Genomic DNA, 19,874 nt, shown 5'->3' on the forward strand with positions numbered 1-19,874 from the left:
CTTTATAAAAAGTTAAATGTATCCTTGTAAAATACAGCATCACCATGATTGTTTCATTTAAAAAAAGCGACCTGAATAGGTCGCTTTGCACTAAATAGTTGTCGTTATGTTTAAAAAAGGCTGTGAGCCTTGATTTGAAAGCTACAGGTTTAATCTTAGGTCAGAACCCATTCTCCTTTTAAAATAAGCGGTTCTGCTTGCTTAAACTTTACCGTTTTGCTCTCGCCAGACATTACGTTCTTAATGGTGACCCGCTCGTTTCTTCCAATTTTTGGTTGTTCCCTGGTTATGGTCTCCGTAACTGTCGGTCTTTGTCGCTGTGTATTTCCTGCCGCCCTGTTTTGTACGGCAAGTTCATCACTATTGGGTATTTCCTCTTTTGTCGTCTGTAAGTTGTCCTTACTACGTCTAACGTTACGTGCCTCTTGGATTTCGTTTGGATTTCCTGAAGGCAGTTCTCCCTTGAACAAGAAGGAAACGATTTCCTTATTTACCTTTTCTATCATGCCTTTGAACAGCTCAAAAGCTTCGAACTTATAGATGAGTAGTGGGTCTTTTTGTTCGTGGACCGCTAATTGTACGGACTGCTTTAACTCATCCATTTTTCTGAGATGGGTTTTCCATGAGTCGTCAATAATGGCCAAGGATATATTTTTCTCAAAATCGGTCACCAATTGCTTACCGTCACTATCATAAGCCTCTTGTAAGTTGGTAACAACGTTAAGACTCTTGATACCATCCGTAAAGGGAACCACGATACGCTCAAATTTATTGGCGTTGTCTTCATATACTTGTTTTATTACCGGAAACGCCGTATCCGCATTGCGCTGCATTTTTTCCTTGTAATGTTCGTAACCTGCTTTGTAGACTTTAGCGGTAATATCCAGCGCGCTTAGTTTTCCAAAATCTTCTTCGGAAACGGGAGAAGTCATTGAAAAATACTTGATCAGTTCAAATTCAAAATTTTTGAAATCGTTAGCCGCTTTATTGCCCTCTACGATTACCTCACAGGTATCGTATATCATATTGGCAATATCCACTTTTAAGCGCTCCCCTTGTAGGGCATGCCTTCTTCTTTTGTATACCACTTCACGCTGTGCGTTCATCACGTCATCGTACTCCAACAAACGCTTACGCACACCAAAGTTGTTCTCTTCCACTTTTTTCTGTGCCCGTTCTATGGATTTGGTCATCATGCTATGCTGAATAACTTCCCCGTCTTCCAAGCCCATTTTATCCATCATCTTCGCCACACGGTCAGAACCGAACAAACGCATCAAATTATCTTCTAAAGACACGTAGAACTGTGAGCTTCCCGGGTCTCCCTGACGACCAGAACGACCTCTTAGCTGCCTATCCACTCGTCTAGAATCATGACGTTCCGTACCCACAATGGCCAAACCACCTGCTTTTTTAACCTCGTCAGAAAGCTTAATATCCGTACCACGCCCCGCCATGTTGGTAGCTATGGTTACGATACCGGCATTACCTGCCTCAGCAACAACGTCCGCCTCTTTTTTATGGAGTTTCGCGTTCAAAACATTGTGTGGTACTTTGCGTACGCTCAATAGTTTAGAAAGCAATTCCGATATTTCTACGGAGGTTGTACCGATCAATACCGGTCTTCCTGATTGACTCAGTTTTGTAACCTCATCGATTATGGCGTTATATTTTTCTCTCTTGGTCTTGTAGATCAAATCATTCCTATCATCACGGGCTATGGGTCTGTTGGTAGGAATCTCCATCACATCTAATTTGTAGATTTCCCAGAATTCCCCAGCTTCCGTAATGGCAGTACCTGTCATACCTGCCAACTTACTGTACATTCTAAAGTAGTTTTGCAGAGTAACCGTGGCAAAGGTCTGTGTTAACGCTTCGATCTTTACGTTTTCCTTTGCCTCAATAGCTTGGTGCAGACCGTCCGAGTAACGACGACCGTCCATAATACGGCCCGTTTGTTCGTCTACAATCATTACTTTATTGTCCATCACCACATATTCCACATCTTTCTCAAAAAGTGTATAGGCCTTTAATAATTGGCTCATGGTATGGATACGTTCACTCTTTACGGTAAAGTCTTTGAAAAGCTCCTCTTTTAACTCCGCCTCCCTTTCTATTTCTAGGTTCTGTTGTTCTATTTTGGCAATTTCCCCACCAATATCTGGCATTACAAAGAAATCTCTGTTCTGCTCTCCAGAGATATAATCTACGCCCTTGTCCGTAAGCTCTATCTGATTGTTCTTCTCATCAATGACAAACAACAGATCTTCGTCTACCTTGGGCATCTCCCTGTTGTTGTCCTGCATGTAAAAGTTCTCCGTTTTTTGAAGCAGCTGCTTTACGCCTTCTTCACTCAAAAACTTTATTAACGCTTTGTTTTTTGGAAGGCCTCTAAAAACGCGAAGCAGAAGAAATCCGCCTTCTTTGGTATCTCCTTCTTTGATAAGTTTTTTTGCCTCCGCTAGAACACCTGTCAAATGCTGACGTTGTTTCTGAACAATTTCGTTAACCTTTGGTTTTAGATCATTGAATTCATGCCGATCTCCTTCAGGAACAGGTCCTGAAATAATTAAGGGAGTCCTGGCGTCATCTACCAGTACAGAATCCACCTCATCCACAATGGCATAGTTATGAGGGCGTTGCACTAAATCCTTCGGTGTATGGGCCATATTATCCCGCAGGTAATCAAAACCGAATTCGTTGTTGGTGCCGTAAGTAATATCTGCATTGTATGCGGCTCTTCTACCATTTGAATTAGGCCTATGGTGGTCTATACAATCTACCGTAAGACCATGGAACTCAAATATTGGCGCCATCCACGCACTATCTCGCTTGGCCAGATAATCGTTTACGGTTACCAAATGTGCGCCATTACCTGTTAATGCATTTAGATAAAGTGGGAGCGTAGCGACCAAGGTTTTACCTTCCCCGGTCTGCATTTCTGCAATTTTGCCTTGATGTAACGCAATTCCTCCAATGAGTTGCACATCGTAGTGCACCATGTCCCAAGTAACTTCTTTACCCGCTGCATCCCAAGAATTTTTCCAAATGGACTTTTCGCCGTCCAGCGTTACATAATCCTTTGTTCCGGAAAGTTTTCTATCATTTTCCGATGCGGTTACGCTAATGGTTTCATTGTTCGCAAAACGTTTGGCCGTTTCCTTGACTACGGCAAAAGCTTCTGGTAAGATTTCGTTGAGCATTTCCTCAGAAATCGTGTAAGCTTCTTCCTTAAGCTTATCTATTTCGGCGTAACTATCCTCGTTTTTGTCAATATCGGTAGACTCCTGAACTTCTTTTTCTAGTGCTGTTATCTGTTCCGTAATCTCTTTGTAGGATTCCCTTATTTTTTGTTTAAAATCTAGGGTCTTCTGTCTTATTTCATCATGGGTTAGACTTTCTAGATTGGCTTCAAAGGACTTTATTTGGTCTACTAAAGGCTGAAGTTCTTTTACATCTTTCTTAGATTTATCACCTACAAAGGCCTTTAGTATGGAATTAATGAAACTCATAAATTTTTTCTATTAGTATTGCGTTTATCGGAACTGTAAACTTCCGATCTTTCTACAATAAATTATTTGCAGTCAGTAATTAAAACCGACATCTGAGTGCAACAAAAGGTATTCCAGTATGTATTTTGAACTAAAATTCCCTAATCGACTGCCAAAATTACATAAAAAAAAAGCCTCCGAGGAGACTTTTAGTAGTAATTGTGATATCTAAATATTAATATTCATCCTCGTTCCAGAGGTAGTCTTCTTCTGTAGGATAGTCTGGCCAGATTTCTTCGATTGATTCGTAAATCTCGCCGCCTTCTTCCTCCATAGATTGTAAGTTTTCTACAACCTCTAAAGGCGCACCGGTTCTAATAGAGTAGTCGATTAACTCATCTTTACTTGCCGGCCAAGGTGCATCACTTAAATAAGATGCTAATTCTAATGTCCAATACATTGTAATAGTTTGATTTTAATTTTTTGCAAAAATAATTTTTAAATGTAAATGACCAAGATAAAATGTAATTATTTCAATCCAGTTATCAACATAATTTTTGCATTGATAAATTGATAACGAAGAAATTAGGAATTTATTAGTCCTTTTTTTCAGGTATCCATTTAATTTCTTCGGCCTTTAATTCTTTGGACAATTTTCGTGCCAATACAAAGAGGTAATCCGAAAGTCGGTTCAAATAGGAGAGGACCTCCTCGTCAAAGGGTTCATTTTCGAAAAGAAGTGTCGCCATTCTTTCGGCACGTCTGCATACGGTACGCGCTATATGACAGTATGACACACTTGTGTGGCCCCCTGGAAGAATAAAATGGGTCATTTGTGGTAGGGTAGCGTCCATTTTGTCGATAGCGTTCTCTAGTATTTCAATATCGGATACACTTATCTTGGGAATATTTAGCCGCTCTTTGCCATTCTTTAAGATGGCTTTTTCAGGATCGGTGGCTAATATAGCCCCTAGGGTAAACAATTTGTCCTGAATTTTTGCCAGCTGGTCTTTGCTCTGTGTATTTATTTCCTGGTCTCTAATAAGCCCTAACCAAGAGTTGAGTTCGTCCACAGTACCGTAACTCTCAATTCTGATGTGATGTTTTGGAACTCTAGTACCCCCAAATAGCGCGGTAGTTCCTGAATCTCCTGTTTTTGTATATATTTTCATTGAATAAATTCAAGTTCAAGTATCAAGCTCAAATAAAAATATGGGCCGATATGATCATCATTTTTGAAATATTTGCCTTTGACTAATCCTTTTTGTCCTTTCGCTCATAATTGTCCATAAATTTTTTGGATTTTCGAGCCCTTGATTTATTCCTATTTGTAATCGTAATACCGATATAAATCGCAAAAACTACGCCGAGTACAATATAAATGCTATTGTTCATATAATTACTTGTCTTGTTTAAAATTAGTGGATTAAATCCGAATTTTAAAATGCTCTTTTGCCTGCTCCCTTCTGAAAAAGACAATTCCGCAATAATATAAATCCATAGAAACGGTGACTTCTTTTAAATTTTTTATGGTAGACCACTGCGCGGTTCGACCCTTATTTTGATAGATGCCCTCTATCAACAGCATACTATTATTATGAATGTTCTGTTTTGCTATGGTTTTAAAAGTTTTGCTGGATAGGTCAGCATAAATCAGGTCAAACGGAATGTTAGTATAGCGGAGTCCCGGAAATAGGGCGTTCAATTTTATTTTTAAGACATTGGAATCATTTACGAGCCCTATTTGGGAGTAATCAAAATAAGATATGCATTTCAAAAGTACATTTTCCGTTTTGGAATAGTTTTTATTCCCTTTCCTATATAAACCCTTCGTAACAAATTGATATATAAATGGGGAGTGTACGCCATGTTGATTGGTTGCTGAAAGCAGAAATTTTATACGGGCAAAAAAACGATACACTAGATGAATTTCAAGATTACCCAAATGTACTAAACCTTTGTAAACCTATTGAATGGTTATGGTATGTTTTAAACTAAGCGATTTGGTAGGATAAATGAAGGTTTTTATTTCTTAAAATTAAAATGCCCATTTTCCAAAACTCTGGCAGGAGGATGAAATAATGGGCACATAAATCGCGACAGTCAGTCGGTATAGGATTAAGCCATTTTAGCTTTGTTTCTCTTTGTTGTAAAAGATAATGCTTTCTTTACTCTAGCGTTCTTGTGCTTGTACAATCTAGCAACCTCCGTTTTGGTTTCCAAGTTCAACTCGTAAGCCGTTTCGGTCACTATGGTCATTTCAACCGTTTCAACTTTAACATCGCTAGTGTTGTTCTGAGCCTGAGCGGTCATTCCGATGAAGAAGATAAAGAAGATGGTTGCTATTGTTTTCATGACTTGCGTTTGTTACACTATTATAACGGGTGCAAGTGTACTTCGCAGGGTGGTCGTTCGCCGAAAAACCCATAATATTCGGTATCTGACAGCAATCCGGTTGAAGTGTAAAAATCAATCGATGAACGGCACGTACACCAAAAACACCTTACCGAAAAAAGGTGCTTTTAAACGTAGATTTGTTTATTTTAATAGGTGGTTTTTAAGAATTATCCTTCCATTTGAGCTGAAAGTTCGAACCAACGCTCGGTTTTTTTATCAATAGTATCGGATAATTCCCCTAATTCTATGGAAAGGGTGGCTATTTCTTCTCCAGATAGGGACGCATCGGTAAATTTATCCTGTAACGCAGCCTTCTTAGATTCCATCTTTTGGATATCACGTTCCAATTGCTTGTATTCTTTTTGCTCCGTATAAGACAACTTATTCGTGGTTTCGGTCTTTTTCCAAGTTTTTTTACTCGTATCCCCTTTGTCTTTTTGTGCTCTCTGTTCTATAACCTGACTATCTTCGTAAGCGCGGTAATCCGAATAGTTCCCAGGGAAATCCGTTACTACACCATCTCCTTTAAATACAAATAGATGGTCTACAATTTTATCCATAAAGTAGCGGTCATGGGATACCACTAACAGGCAGCCCTGAAAATCCAACAGAAAACTTTCCAAAACATTTAGCGTTACGATATCCAGGTCGTTGGTAGGCTCATCCAAAATCAGAAAATTAGGATTCTGGATTAATACGGTACAGAGGTACAATCGCTTTCGCTCGCCACCACTTAACTTATCTACAAAATCATATTGCTTTTTGCGATCAAATAGAAACCGCTCTAATAACTGTTGTGCCGATATCTGTTTTCCTTTCTTTAGGGGAATATAGTCCCCGAATTCACGAATTACGTCTATTACCTTTTGACCCTCCTTTATAGTGATTCCTTTCTGAGTATAGTATCCAAATTTTATGGTTTCCCCAACAATTACCTTTCCACTATCTGGTTGGTCCCTGCCCGAGAGGATATTAAGAAAGGTAGATTTGCCCGTTCCGTTCTTTCCGATAATACCAATACGCTCCCCTCTATTAAAGTTATAGTCAAACTTGTCTAAGATAGGCTTGTTAGGGTAGGACTTAGATACCTTCACCAGTTCTATGATTTTGGTACCCATGCGCTCCATGTTCAGTTCTAGCTGTACCTCGTGCTCTTTTCTGCGGTTACTTGCTTTCTCTTTGATAACCTTAAAATCGTCTATTCTAGATTTTGATTTGGTAGTCCGTGCTTTGGGTTGACGACGCATCCATGAGAGTTCCTTTTTAAAGAGCAACTCGGTTTTGTGCTGTTCCACGGATTCTTGTTCCAAACGGGCCTCCTTTTTCTCTAGGTAGTAGGAGTAATTGCCCTTGTACGGATAAAGCACGCCATTGTCTAACTCTATGATTTCATTACATACCCGTTCTAAGAAGTAACGGTCGTGCGTAACCATGAACAGCGTCATGTTCTCTTTTACGAAATATTCCTCTAACCACTCTATCATCTCCAAGTCTAAATGGTTGGTAGGCTCATCAAGTACTAATAGGTCCGGTTTATTGATTAGGGCGTCGGCCAGGGCAAGCCGTTTCTTCTGCCCACCGGAAAGTTTTCCCACATTGGCACTTAAATCGTCCAGTTTTAATTTAAATAGGATCTGTTTGTACTGCGTTTCAAAATCCCAAGCTTCAAACCGGTCCATAGCTTCAAAAGCACTTTGATAGGCATCCGCATCTTCTGGATTGGTCAAGGCCCTTTCATAATTGGCAATGACCTGAAGCACTTCATTGTCAGAAGCAAAAATCGTTTCCTCAACAGTTAGGTCTGGATTCATGTTCGGCTCCTGTGCCAAAAAGGAAACCCGGGTGCTTTTACGATAATTCACCTGTCCCGTATCTGGGGTGTCCGTGCCCGATAGTATGTTGAGTATAGAGGTTTTACCACTACCGTTCTTTGCTATTAGCGCAATTTTTTGGTCCTTGTTTATGCCAAAGGAGAGCTTCTCAAAAAGAACCAGTTCGCCATAGGATTTAGAAATATTTTCAACGGTGAGTAAATTCATAGTGAGATAGCTCGATTATTGGATAATTCGATTTTTTGAAGCTTTAAAATAGCCTAAGAGAAATAGATACCGCAACAATAGGGTTGGCAGTATAAGACACATTAAGATAGAAAATATTTGAACCTTGAATAGCCACAGGACAACACTTAAGAGTAAAAGCCCAATGGCGATAAAAATATACATCCGTAACCATTTTGGGGGTTGTTTTTTGAAAAGGTAGCACCCTACGATGAGGTTAGGGGCAAAGGCCCATAAAAAGTTGAAATTTATTTTAGTGGCCATATGGTCCGTAAAGAACCAAAGAAAAAGAATAAGCAGGCCGGCCAAACCGGTAACCGTAAACAGCGAAACGTCTAACCAAATGCTTCGCTTTTGTTGGGAATAATCCTTGTAAGTAATGTATGCTACCGACAAGAGAAGTAGACCAAGCCAAAATACGGGGGTCAATAGAAAGGGGGTATTTACTTTTGGAGTTGGTATATCCAATAGAACGGATTCGTTTTTCACCAAAGGTTTGCCATCTAAGGTGGTATGTTTTAGCTGTTCGTAGACATACGCTGGTAAGAACAAATGTTCATAGGGAGTAGCTTTACGGTCTATAACAGAACCCAATGCTAAATCTATTCCAAAATTAGACCAAGAATTTACAGCAAGATTTTGATGAATCAATTGTCGGAAAGTGAATTGATTATCAAGATAATCGCAATTGAAATGCAGACCCTTCCCTAGATTTTTCTCGAATACTTCAGGAATCTTGGTGGCGCAGTTTTCAAAAAGGAAATCATACTTATAAAACCGATTTTGCGGCAAAAGATTGGTCTCTAAAAAGGCGACGATTGCTTTTCGTTGTTCAAGGTTCAGGTCTAGTTTTTGTTCTTTAATCCACCTTTTTTCAAGGATGTAACCGCGTTCAAAATACTTGTAGGGATACCGTGTAATGGTATAATCTAATTTACCACGAACAAAATTCAGATAGAAATTGGGGTCTTCAAAATTATATGTGCCATAACCGTAAACTTCGTCTATACCTAAGCTAGGGTCTTGGAGACGTATGGCACTATGCCCAAATTTAGACGCCAAATCTTGTCCTGTACCTACTGTTAATAAACTTAGTTCAGAAAGTGACGATAACCTCGCGTCTTGTGAAAAACCCCAGAAACCTTGTAGTGCAATTAGCGCAAGAAGACCTAATTTTTTAAACATCGTGTATTCTAATACTATAGGATAACAAAGATGCGAATAATAAGAGATTTAAGCGATACAAGCGTATTACTATTTCTAGTGTAGCTTTAAGATGCTTTTCAATTAAGAACGTATAACCAAATGAATTGTATTATTTTTAAGCTGATATAATCAATGCTTCTAAACAGACCAACCATGCGAAGACATATACCTAACTTTATTACACTCTTGAATGTTTTTTGTGGCTGTGTTGCCACCGTGTTCGCTGTATTGAATCAGTTGGAACATGCCGCTCTATTCGTTGCTTTGGGTATTTTCTTTGATTTCTTCGATGGTTTAGCTGCTCGTGTGCTTGATGTGAAAAGTGAGTTAGGACTGCAATTGGACTCCTTGGCAGATATGATAACCAGTGGTCTGGTACCTGGGATAGTGATGTTTCAATTGATAGGATTGGCGCAAATGGGAGGTTGGGATAACGATATTTTAAATAGTATGGCTTACTTGGGAGATTTTCAATTACGTTCATTCTGGCCTTTTGCAGGTTTTATCATCACCTTGGCATCTGCGTATCGTTTGGCCAAATTCAACTTGGATGAAAATCAGGTTTCTTCATTTATTGGGTTACCTACACCTGCCAATGCATTATTAATTCTGTCCCTTCCGCTTATCTTATTTTATCATCCAAGCGCTATACTCAGTGATATTATATTGAACCAATGGTTTTTGATAGGCTTAACTTTGTTAAGTGCATTTTTGCTGAACTGTAGTCTTCCGCTGTTCGCATTAAAATTCAAAAACTGGAATTTCAAGGATAACGCCTTGCGCTATATTTTTTTGATAATAAGTCTGGTACTTTTAATTACCATACAATTCTTGGCGGTGCCGTTTATCATTCTATTTTATGTGCTAAGTTCACTAGTGAGTAAATTTTCGCAAAAGAGTAGATCTTAGCGTATGATACCAAGAATAATCCGCGAAAAAGGAAAAAAAATGATTGGTCTATCACTAAGCACGAGTGTGGTGGACAACCAAACCGGGAAACTCTGGGGCTCTTTTATGCCTAGAATTACCGAAATTGTGAATAGGGTGGGGAATGATTTTTTCTCGTTACAAGTGTATCCGCCCGAGTATCATGTCAATTTCAATCCCTCGTTAGAATTCACAAAATGGGCCCTTGTGGAAGTATCGGACTTTACTCATATTCCTAAAGGTATGAAGGCTTTTATACTGCAGGCCGGAGATTATGCAGTTTTTGACCATAAGGGGTCTAGTGGTGACCCTAGCATTTATCAATATATTTATGGGGAATGGATTCCTAAATCCGAATACGTTTTGGATGACCGTCCGCACTTTGAAGTATTAGGAAGAAACTATAGAAATAATGATCCTAATTCTGAGGAAGAAATTTGGATTCCTATAAAAAAATAATGGAACAGCTACAGAAAGCACCTTGGTATTATCTTGTATTGCTCATATTAGCCGGAGAAAGCGTTTTCATTCTACCTTTTGTGCTGCCACGTGTCTTTAGGCCAACTGTGTTAGATGTTTTCACTTTGGACAATACCCAATTAGGACTTTGCTTTTCGGTCTATGGCGTAGTTGCTCTTGTTTCCTATCTTTTTGGCGGACCTTTAGCGGATAAATTGCCGCCGAGAAAACTAATTGCCACAGCACTTTGGATGACGGCTCTTGGGGGCGTGGTCTATGCCACTTTTCCAAGTTATTTTGTACTGAAGGTACTTTATGGGTACTGGGGGTTTACTACAATTTTTCTGTTCTGGGCAGCTATGATCAAAGCCACGCGGGTTTGGGGCGGCACAAGTTCTCAGGGAAAGGCTTTCGGTTTCCTAGACGGAGGCCGTGGTTTGGTAGGTGCGCTATTCGGAACCATGGGTGTACTTGTTTTTTCCGTTTTCATTACATCTGAAATTGCTGAAGCCACGCTTACAGAAAGCCGAGCCGCATTCCGTTACGTTATTTTGGTTTCAACGGGTATCGTTGTTGCAGTCGGGTTTTTGGTTTGGTTCTTTCTAAGGATGGACAAGACTTCCGAAAGCGCTATTATATTGGATAAAATTACCGTTTCCCAAATCAAAGAAGTTATAAAATTGCCTGCGGTAAGTTTACTAATGGTGATCATCTTATGTGCCTATGTGGGCTATAAAATCACTGATATTTTATCACTGTACGCCCAAGACGTCATGTTGTACGATCAGGTACAGTCTGCTCAAATTGGTACGCTCCTGTTATTCGTTCGCCCTATAGTTGGCGTGGTGATCGGTATACTGGCAGACCGCTCCCAAACGACGTATTGGCTTATGGTCAGTTTTGTTATTTCGTTTATTGGTGCTTTATTGTTCGCTACGGGTATCATTTTAAGTTCTTCCACTTTTCTTTTCTTTATGTCCATTATGGTCGTAGCCACTGGGGTATATGCTGCACGCTCCCTCTATTTTTCGGTAATGCAACGTGGTCGTATTCCCTTGGTGCTCACTGGTACGGCCGTGGGTCTTATTTCTTTGGTAGGCTACACTCCAGATATTTTTGCAGGTCCGGCCATGGGATATTTGTTAGATGCTTATCCCGGGGCAACAGGACATCAATATGTTTTTTGGATGTTGGCTGTATTTTCTCTTGTGGGTGGTATTGCAGCGTGGTACTACTTTAAGCTGTATAAGAAATAGTAAAAAAAACATGAAGAAGAACCTACATTTATCTTTATCCGGTATCATCGTTATCTGTGCAGGAATTGTTTATGGAGGCAGTCCCTCTCATTTAATGCCTTTGATCCTTGATTTTCAGGTTACTTCATTAGAACTAAAAAATATGCTCCGTGCGGTTATGGGAATTTATATGGGCATTGGTATATTTTGGTTGTTAGGAGCTAGAAAAGAAAAGTTATGGTACGCTGCTACTTTAAGTAATGTGCTTTTTATGGGCGGTATTTCCTTTGGAAGAATTATAAGTACTGTTTTTGATGGGGTATCCATTCCGTTTACTCCTGCTTTGATTATGGAATTATTGTTCCTTGGTTGGGGTTTGTTTAATTTAAGAAAGTATAAATTTATGGGTGAAAGCTAAAACCTTTTCATTTTTTGAACGTATATAGATTAAAACAATTTAAAATTATAAAGCATGCATAATTCTTTTCGACTCGTATTTCTTTGTTTGGCAACATTTTTATTCATGTCCCATGAGTTATTTCTTAAAACGGATACACACTTTTTAGAAACCAATAAAGCCACCCAATTATATTTGTTGAACGGTACTTTTGATACTAGTGAAAATGCGATAACAACTGACCGTATCATCAATAGTAAAATTATAGGTCCGGATTACCTAATGGAACCAAAGGAAGGACAATATGAAATAAAAAATAAGATTACCTATCTCAATTTTACTACAGGTAATTCTGGTACCTACGTTGCTGGGGTTTCTACACTGCCAAGAGTTCTTGAGATGGATGCAAAAGCGTTTAATGCGTATTTGGAACACGAGGGTCTAGAGACCACTATTGCAGATAGGAAGAAGCAGGACATAGATAATACCGGCGCTAAGGAACGTTATTCCAAACATGTGAAAACACTTTTACAGGTTGGGGAAAAGAGAACAATCGATTTTATGAAGCCTTTGGGATATCCTATAGAATTTGTTCCTTTGAACAACCCTTATGATATTAAAATGGGCGATGCCGTAGCATTTAAACTACTGCGAGACGGCGTTCCGTTGGCTAATCACATCGTGCATTACAGTACCGCTGTTCCGGGACAGGATACGCACGAGAATGAAAATTCAACCAAGACAAATGAAAATGGTTTTGTGTCCATTGTGCCGAATAAGAAGGGGAAGTGGTACATAGCAACCATACATATGGAAAAAAGAAATGGTATAGAAGTGGATTACGAGTCCAACTGGGCAACATTGACTTTTGAGATTAAATAATTGTTAGCTTTTACCAACGCTGCCATTCTTGAAAGCGATATGTTGTAATATTGTCCTATGCAACAAAAAGGAACGGTGCTATTTGAAGAACTCCGGAAAATTATTTCCAAATTAGATGTTAGCACGATTTCCGAGGAAAGACGAGCTATTCTTCAGGTACTTGTTGGATTTATTCAAGAGAAAAAAGACCTTAGAAAACCAATTAACCTGAATTTCGTGTGTACACACAACTCGCGCAGGAGTCACATGGCTCAAATATGGGCGCAGGTCATGGCGTATTATTTTAATCTGGAGCAAGTGTATTGCTATTCTGGTGGTGCGGAAGCAACGGCTTTGTTTCCAAAAGTAGCTGAGGTACTACGTAAATCGGGCTTTGAAATTGTTGGACTTTCAACGGGTGCTAATCCCGTGTATAGCATCAAATATGCTGCTGATGCACATCCTATCATAGGTTTTTCAAAAACATATGACCATCCTTTTAATCCAAAGAGTAATTTCGCTGCGGTCATGACCTGCTCACATGCGGATGAGAATTGCCCCTTTATACCCGGGGCAGAAAAAAGGATAGCCTTAACGTTCGAAGATCCAAAAGAATTTGATAACACTCCGTTACAGACCGAAAAATACCAAGAGCGTAGCAATGAGATTGCTACGGAGCTATTATATGTTTTTTCTAAAATAAAATGATTTTAAAGGGTCAGGTTAAGTTTGAATAATAACTACTATGCACTATCTTATAGATTTATTATCTGGGCTAAGCTATTATTTATGAAATGGAATTTATTATTCAGAAGAAAAACTTTTCTTTTTTTTACTCTTTGGGCAGTAGGGGCTTACATGCTCTTAGGGCAGAATTTGAGTGTTAATGCCAAAATAAAACCTGCTTTCAAAGATTATTTCGGTCTCCCTAGAGTTTCTGTATTTCTTCATCTTAATAAAAGTGCATTTGTCAAAGGTGAGCATATATGGTTCAAAGGGTATTTGTATAATCGTTTAAAGCAAACTCCTTTTAAAGAACCTGTTAATCTCTATGTTGGAATATATAATAGCAATGGAGATCAAGTCACAAAGGAGCTTTTTATTAGCGAAGAAGGTTTTTCAAAAGGTCAAATCTTAATAGATTCTACTTTTGCCGGAGGCCAATATTATATTAAGGCTACAACAAGTTGGATGCGTAATTTTAAGGAGGATGATTCGTTTGTTCAGCAGTTTACTGTAGTGGATGACCAACTACCGGAAACAAATGATTATCAGTCTCCAATTCTTGATATTCAGCTTTTACCTGAGGGAGGACATTTAGTGTCTGGGGTTCAAGGTACGGTGGGGGTTAAGGTGCTAAATAGGTTTGGTTATGGGGTTCAGGGCCTTGATGGATATATAAAAAATAGGCTTGGAGATAGTATAGCTAGTTTTAGGACCAATCGTTTTGGTCTTGCCAAATTTCAGTTTCTACCAGATAAAAACGAAGATTATTATTGTTATATAAAAAATAGTGATGGTAATGAGCTAAGTTTTACATTGCCTAATATAGCGGACATTGGAATAGTAATGTCCGTAAAGCGAGTTGCTCAAAATCGAATAATGATTTTATTAGGCACTAATTCGTTCACCAAAAATAAAATAGGGAATAAGCCCTATTCTTTACTTTTTCATAGAGATGGTTTATTAAAAAACATTGAAGTAAATTTTCCATTTGGAGAGTCTTATATATCCTATATCCTAGATTCAAAAGGATTGCATAGAGGAATGAATATTATAACCTTAATTGATAATGAAGGTAGACCAATAGCGGAAAGATTAGTATTTAATTCAGAAGGAATTAAACAAGGCGAATTAAGTGTATCACTAAATACAACAAAAGAAGATTCGGTAAAAATTACATTAAATGAACTTGTTAATACTGGCAGTTTACAATTTCTAAGCGCATCTGTTCTTCCTGTAGGCACTCAAGCCTATCAACAGAGGAAGAATATTCTAAATTCATTTTTATTAAGTCCCTATGTAAATGGTTTTATTGAGCACCCATCCTATTATTTTACTGATATGACAATGGTTAAAGAAGAAGAATTAGATTTATTATTGATTACTCAGGGATGGTCTCGTTACAACTGGGACAATCTGTTTAACAACCCTCCAGAAAAGAAATACAGTTTTAAAACAGGGGTGGATTTGATGGGCAAGTTAAATTTTGAGTTGCCAAAAAAATATGATTTAATGTTGTATCCGGGTAAAAATACCGGGTCAAGGATGATAGACTTAAAACAAGGGCAAGACAGTTTTGATATTAAAAACTTTTATTTAGAGAAAGGAACTGAACTTAAATTAACGGCACTTGGTCCTAATGGTAAATTACTTAGACCTAATTTATACATAAGAGTAGACGACGGTATAACAACTGATAAGATCTATGATTTGCGCAGAAAGAATCATAAGTTATTTTACAATATGGAGTTAGACGATTATAGACTAGAGAATTTTATAACACCAGACAATACAATTGCTCTAGAGGAGGTAATTGTAACGGAAAGAAAAGAAAGGAAGCGCTTTACCAATCCCCAAATATCCGAGGATAAGTTAACCGAAGTAACCACCGAAACAGAAGCTAATTTCCCACAATTGTTGGATTTAATTCGTTCAAATGGCTTTAATGTCTGGGAGATGCCTAATACAGGTTATGATAGGATACGAATAACAACTAAAAGGGTAATGTCGTTTTCGTTAACGCAGCCTTCACCTATTTTATATGTGGATGACGTTTATTATAGCGATTTTAATATTCTCCAAGATTTTTCTACGAAAAAAATAGCCAGTTACTATATAGATAGGTCTGGCAATGGGGAACCTGGCGGTGCTGGAGGTATAATACGCGTATACACCCGTGGTGACGGAGATTTGGGAGCCGCTGGCTCATACGAAGCTATTGCGGACCCTAATTTTTTTGTTCACAAGCTTCAAAACGGTTTTAGTCCCGTAAAGGATTTCTACGTACCTAAGTACGCGAGCGTTTCGGATGATTCCTTCCGGAACTTCGGTACCGTTCACTGGGAGCCCAACATAAGCGTCAATGAAAGCGGGAAGGCACATTTCGGTTTTAACAATCTTGGTTGGAAGGAGTTCGAGATTTTCATCGAGGGCATGGGCGCCGACGGGACTTTGTATTCTCAAAGAGAGCTTATTTCTGTAAGATAGTTGTTATCTTTAAGTAGGTAAAAAAGTGATTTTATTACTTAATACTACCCGTTCGGAAGGGTTAAAGTAACTTACCGTACAAATTCAAGATTATGTTTGCTAGGAAGATGTGTCCGGTACTGCTGGGTATTTTAATGTTATTTTCCATTTCATCACTAGGACAGAGGAAGGTAGTGGAGAAAAAGGTCAAGCCGGCCTTCCGGGATTATTTCGGTCTTCCCAGAGCTTCCGTTTTCTTACATCTTAACAAAAGCACTTACGTGTCCGGGGAGCATATGTGGTTTAAGGGTTACGTCTATGACCGCGTCAAGGGAGTTCCCTTCGAAGAGTCCATTAATCTCCATGTAGGCATCTATGACAAAGATGAGAACGAATTGGAGAAACACCTTCTTAGTGCACGCAACGGTTTATCCATAGGTCAGATCAAGATCGATTCTACTTTTGCCGCTGGATTCTATTACATAAAGGGAACCACCAGTGGTATGCGCAACTTTAAGGAGGACGACTCCTATGTTCAGGAGTTCAGGGTATTGAGCAAGGTCGAGTCGAAGAAGGAGAGGAGAAATACCGGTAAATTGGATGTGCAGCTTTTACCTGAGGGCGGACATTTGGTGTCGGGTGTCAAGGCAACCATAGGTGTTAAGGCACTTGATTCTTCGGGTCTAGGGGTAGGTGGTCTTAAAGGACGGTTTACCGATGGGTCGGGGAACATCATCTCCGAGTTCGTCACCAATAGGTTCGGTCTGTCCAAATTCGAATTTCTGCCGAACAAATTAATGGACTATAAAGGTACCTTGACCAACGTTGAAGGTGATATGATGAACTTCTATCCCCCTGAAATAAGGGAAAGGGGTATAGGTATGTCCATCAAAAGGCTACCGTCCGACAGGATAGAGGTGGTTCTCTCCACCAATCCGTTGACCAAGGAACAAATGGGTAAGGCGAGCTATTCGTTGCTGTTTCACCGGGACGGACTTCTAAAATATATGATGGTCGATTTTCCTGCGGGCCAAGAAACGGTTTCCTATGTTCTTGGTCCCGATCAGTTACAGTCGGGGATGAACATAGTCACCTTGGTCGACGATAAGGGCAATCCCTTGTTAGAGCGTCTGCTGTTCAACGATTACAATGTCGAAAAGGGAGCTTTGGATATCGCCATAAGCTTTGTCCAGGGAGATTCGGTAAAGCTAAGCCTGTTCAATAGGGGAAGAAGGGATAGTTTACAGTTCTTGAGCGCCTCTATTCTTCCGGCCGGGACCAAGGCCTATAGTCCTAAGAAAAATATATTAAGTTCTTTTTTGCTGAGGCCCTACGTAAAAGGGTTCATCGAGTATCCTGCGTACTATTTTTCTGAAACGGACAAAGTGAAAGAGGAAGATCTGGACCTTTTGTTATTGACCCAAGGTTGGTCCAGGTACGATTGGGACGCAATCTTCAACGACCCGCCGGTAAAGGAATATGACTATAAGGACGGAGTAGATCTCTATGGGAAGTTACATTCGGGATACATGAAGGAGCGCAACCTTATGATGTACCAAGGTGGTAAGGGAAACCCAAAGGTCATAGAGTTGGAGCGTGGTTCTACCGAGTTCTTCATAGGTGGTAATTATTTTGAGAAAGGGGACGAACTAAATTTTGCCATGATGTATTCCGATGGCACCTTGTTCCGCCCCAACTTTTTTGTACGACTGGATGATGGGACGGTCACCGACAAGATCTATAATGTCAATAAGGAAAATAGGGGAACTTTATTTTCTGAAAACCTGGAAACCTTGGGTATAAACGGTTTCATAATTCTTGATAATACAATAGAATTGGATGAAGCAATAGTTGTGGATGAAAAAATCGAAAAAAAGGTTTTTAGTCCCCATGTTAACGCAAATAGAATGACAACAACAACTAAGCGGACTGTAAATACGTACCCCCTTTTTCTGGATGTAATTAGAAGCAATGGATTTAAGGTCATGATTTTGCCTAATGTGGGATATGACAGGATTAGGATTAGTAGAATGAGACCCCCAAATGTTCGGCCTGTTTTTTATATAGATGATGTCTACCAACCTGATTTTAATATATTAGAAGATATTTTCACGGAACAAGTTGAAAGTTACTTTATAGACAGGTCGGGGAATGGAGAACCCGGGGCTGGTGGAGGCGTCATAAGGATATATATGAGAAAAGGAGAATATGGATTAGAGGCTGATTCTGATATGCCAGATTTTATTAAATATACTGTACCTAAAGGCTTTAGTCCTACAAAGGATTTCTACGTACCCAAATACGCTAGCGTTTCGGACGATTCCTTCCGTAACTACGGGACGGTTCATTGGGAGCCCTCTATAATCTTCAACGATAACGGGAGGGCATATTTCGGTTTCAACGGTCTTGGTTGGAAGGAGTTCGAGATTTTTATCGAGGGCATGGGAAAGGAAGGCACTCTTTATTCTACTACGAAGACTATACGATTAGAGTCCAGTAAATAATATTTAATCAAAAATCCAACTTCTTTTTGCGAAGCTCAAAATTCTGGCCTAAGTATACCTTACGTACCATTTCATCAGCTGCCAGGTCTTCGGGAATGCCCGACTTTAATATGCCTCCTTCAAACATAAGATACGAACGTTCCGTAATGGCTAATGTTTCTTGTACATTATGGTCGGTAATCAAAATACCGATGTTCTTGTTCTTTAGTTGGGCCACTATGCGTTGAATGTCCTCTACGGCCACTGGGTCAACCCCGGCGAAAGGCTCATCTAGCAATATAAATTTGGGGTCGGTCGCCAGTGCACGTGCTATTTCTGTTCTCCTACGCTCTCCACCAGACAAGAGGTCACCACGGCTTTTTCTAATATGCCCCAGGCCAAACTCCTCTATAAGGGATTCCATTTTCATTAGCTGCTCCTTTTTACTGAGTTTGGTGAGTTGAAGCACGCTCATAATATTTTTTTCAATACTTAATTTTCTAAAGACCGAAGCCTCTTGGGCCAGGTATCCAATACCGTTCTGAGCTCTCTTGTACATCGGAAATTTTGTAATTTCCATTTCATCAAGATAGATATTCCCACCGTTCGGTTTTATCAAACCCACGATCATGTAGAAAGAAGTTGTTTTGCCGGCACCATTAGGTCCTAACAGGCCCACGATTTCTCCTTGATTCACTTCAAGCGAAATGCCCTTGACCACTCTGCGGCCACGGTAGGATTTCATAATGTTTTCGGCTCTTAACTTCATTTTTTCAAATCTAAACCTATTTTGCTGTGCGAAAATGGTTTTATATTTTATTTAACCTTCGTTGTTTTCTAAAACTTCCCAATACTCATAGGCTTTTCTTAAATGGGGAATTACAATAGTGCCTCCTACTAAAGTAGCGATACTTAGCGTTTCCATCACTTCTTCCTTTGAAACCCCGGAATTATAAGAACTTTCTAAATGGTATTTTACACAATCATCACAACGCAGCACCGTGGATGCAACCAAACCTAGAAGTTCCTTTGTCTTGACATCCAAAGCTCCGGCAGCAAAGGCATTGGTATCCAAATTAAATATGCGTTTGATAACTTTATTGTTATCCGCCAGAAGTTTATCGTTCATCTTAGAACGATAGGCATTAAATTCTTCAACAGGGTTTGACATT

Annotated in this window: 18 protein-coding genes; 8 read left to right on the forward strand and 10 right to left on the reverse strand. The window is 39.4% G+C overall.

Features of this window, described 5'->3' with window-relative positions:
* Positions 1–155 precede the first annotated feature (155 nt).
* The 8 genes from secA to BFP77_RS09945 form a co-directional block, all read right to left on the reverse strand.
* Positions 156–3,512, reverse strand: coding sequence for a preprotein translocase subunit SecA (gene secA / locus BFP77_RS09915; protein WP_099573875.1), 3,357 nt, complete (start codon positions 3,510–3,512; stop codon positions 156–158).
* A gap of 214 nt (positions 3,513–3,726) precedes the next feature.
* Positions 3,727–3,951, reverse strand: a complete 225-nt coding sequence (locus tag BFP77_RS09920; RefSeq protein ID WP_027064442.1) for a DUF2795 domain-containing protein — start codon at positions 3,949–3,951, stop codon at positions 3,727–3,729.
* Between the two features lie 136 nt (positions 3,952–4,087).
* The gene (locus tag BFP77_RS09925; protein ID WP_099573876.1) at positions 4,088–4,663 is read right to left on the reverse strand and encodes a cob(I)yrinic acid a,c-diamide adenosyltransferase; all 576 of its coding nucleotides are present in this window, start codon (positions 4,661–4,663) and stop codon (positions 4,088–4,090) included.
* 82 nt (positions 4,664–4,745) lie between these two features.
* The gene (locus tag BFP77_RS16985; protein ID WP_164721438.1) at positions 4,746–4,886 is read right to left on the reverse strand and encodes a hypothetical protein; all 141 of its coding nucleotides are present in this window, start codon (positions 4,884–4,886) and stop codon (positions 4,746–4,748) included.
* 31 nt (positions 4,887–4,917) lie between these two features.
* Positions 4,918–5,268: a hypothetical protein gene (locus BFP77_RS09930; RefSeq protein ID WP_143751892.1), complete on the reverse strand. Its 351-nt coding sequence runs from the start codon at positions 5,266–5,268 to the stop codon at positions 4,918–4,920.
* A 341-nt stretch (positions 5,269–5,609) separates the two neighbouring features.
* Positions 5,610–5,846 carry a hypothetical protein gene (locus BFP77_RS09935; RefSeq protein ID WP_099573878.1) on the reverse strand — a complete coding sequence of 79 codons (237 nt, stop codon included), beginning with the start codon at positions 5,844–5,846 and terminating at the stop codon, positions 5,610–5,612.
* 209 nt (positions 5,847–6,055) lie between these two features.
* Positions 6,056–7,927, reverse strand: a complete 1,872-nt coding sequence (locus BFP77_RS09940; RefSeq protein ID WP_099573879.1) for an ABC-F family ATP-binding cassette domain-containing protein — start codon at positions 7,925–7,927, stop codon at positions 6,056–6,058.
* A gap of 15 nt (positions 7,928–7,942) precedes the next feature.
* Positions 7,943–9,130 (reverse strand): lipoprotein N-acyltransferase Lnb domain-containing protein, encoded by a 1,188-nt coding sequence (locus BFP77_RS09945; RefSeq protein WP_099573880.1) that lies wholly within the window; start codon positions 9,128–9,130, stop codon positions 7,943–7,945.
* 174 nt (positions 9,131–9,304) lie between these two features.
* Between BFP77_RS09945 and BFP77_RS09950 the strand changes: the two genes are divergently transcribed.
* From BFP77_RS09950 to BFP77_RS09985, 8 genes are all read left to right on the forward strand, one after another.
* Positions 9,305–10,060, forward strand: a complete 756-nt coding sequence (locus BFP77_RS09950) for a CDP-alcohol phosphatidyltransferase family protein (RefSeq protein ID WP_099573943.1) — start codon at positions 9,305–9,307, stop codon at positions 10,058–10,060.
* A 3-nt stretch (positions 10,061–10,063) separates the two neighbouring features.
* Complete coding sequence (locus BFP77_RS09955) at positions 10,064–10,537, forward strand: GyrI-like domain-containing protein (protein ID WP_099573881.1); 474 nt, start codon at positions 10,064–10,066, stop codon at positions 10,535–10,537.
* The gene (locus BFP77_RS09960; protein WP_099573882.1) at positions 10,537–11,793 is read left to right on the forward strand and encodes an MFS transporter; all 1,257 of its coding nucleotides are present in this window, start codon (positions 10,537–10,539) and stop codon (positions 11,791–11,793) included. The genes BFP77_RS09955 and BFP77_RS09960 overlap by 1 nt, the downstream gene beginning before the upstream one ends.
* Positions 11,794–11,803: 10 nt before the next feature.
* On the forward strand, positions 11,804–12,190 hold the full coding sequence (locus BFP77_RS09965; protein WP_180272338.1) for a DUF4345 domain-containing protein: 387 nt from the start codon (positions 11,804–11,806) through the stop codon (positions 12,188–12,190).
* 54 nt (positions 12,191–12,244) lie between these two features.
* Entirely contained in the window at positions 12,245–13,051 is an 807-nt protein-coding gene (locus BFP77_RS09970) for a DUF4198 domain-containing protein (protein ID WP_099573883.1), read from the forward strand.
* Positions 13,052–13,108: 57 nt separating this feature from the next.
* Positions 13,109–13,738: an arsenate-mycothiol transferase ArsC gene (locus BFP77_RS09975; RefSeq protein ID WP_099573884.1), complete on the forward strand. Its 630-nt coding sequence runs from the start codon at positions 13,109–13,111 to the stop codon at positions 13,736–13,738.
* An 81-nt stretch (positions 13,739–13,819) separates the two neighbouring features.
* Entirely contained in the window at positions 13,820–16,240 is a 2,421-nt protein-coding gene (locus BFP77_RS09980) for a hypothetical protein (protein WP_099573885.1), read from the forward strand.
* Positions 16,241–16,332: 92 nt separating this feature from the next.
* Positions 16,333–18,723, forward strand: coding sequence for a hypothetical protein (locus BFP77_RS09985; protein WP_143751893.1), 2,391 nt, complete (start codon positions 16,333–16,335; stop codon positions 18,721–18,723).
* Positions 18,724–18,730: 7 nt separating this feature from the next.
* Here the strand turns inward: BFP77_RS09985 and lptB are convergent, their stop codons facing one another.
* Together lptB and BFP77_RS09995 are read right to left on the reverse strand one after the other, a co-directional pair.
* Positions 18,731–19,471, reverse strand: coding sequence for an LPS export ABC transporter ATP-binding protein (lptB, locus tag BFP77_RS09990; RefSeq protein ID WP_099573887.1), 741 nt, complete (start codon positions 19,469–19,471; stop codon positions 18,731–18,733).
* Positions 19,472–19,522: 51 nt separating this feature from the next.
* On the reverse strand, positions 19,523–19,873 hold the full coding sequence (locus BFP77_RS09995) for a carboxymuconolactone decarboxylase family protein (protein ID WP_099573888.1): 351 nt from the start codon (positions 19,871–19,873) through the stop codon (positions 19,523–19,525).
* Position 19,874: the final 1 nt, after the last annotated feature.

This window comes from Maribacter sp. 4U21 (assembly GCF_002742365.1).
Classification (GTDB): Bacteria; Bacteroidota; Bacteroidia; order Flavobacteriales; family Flavobacteriaceae; genus Maribacter.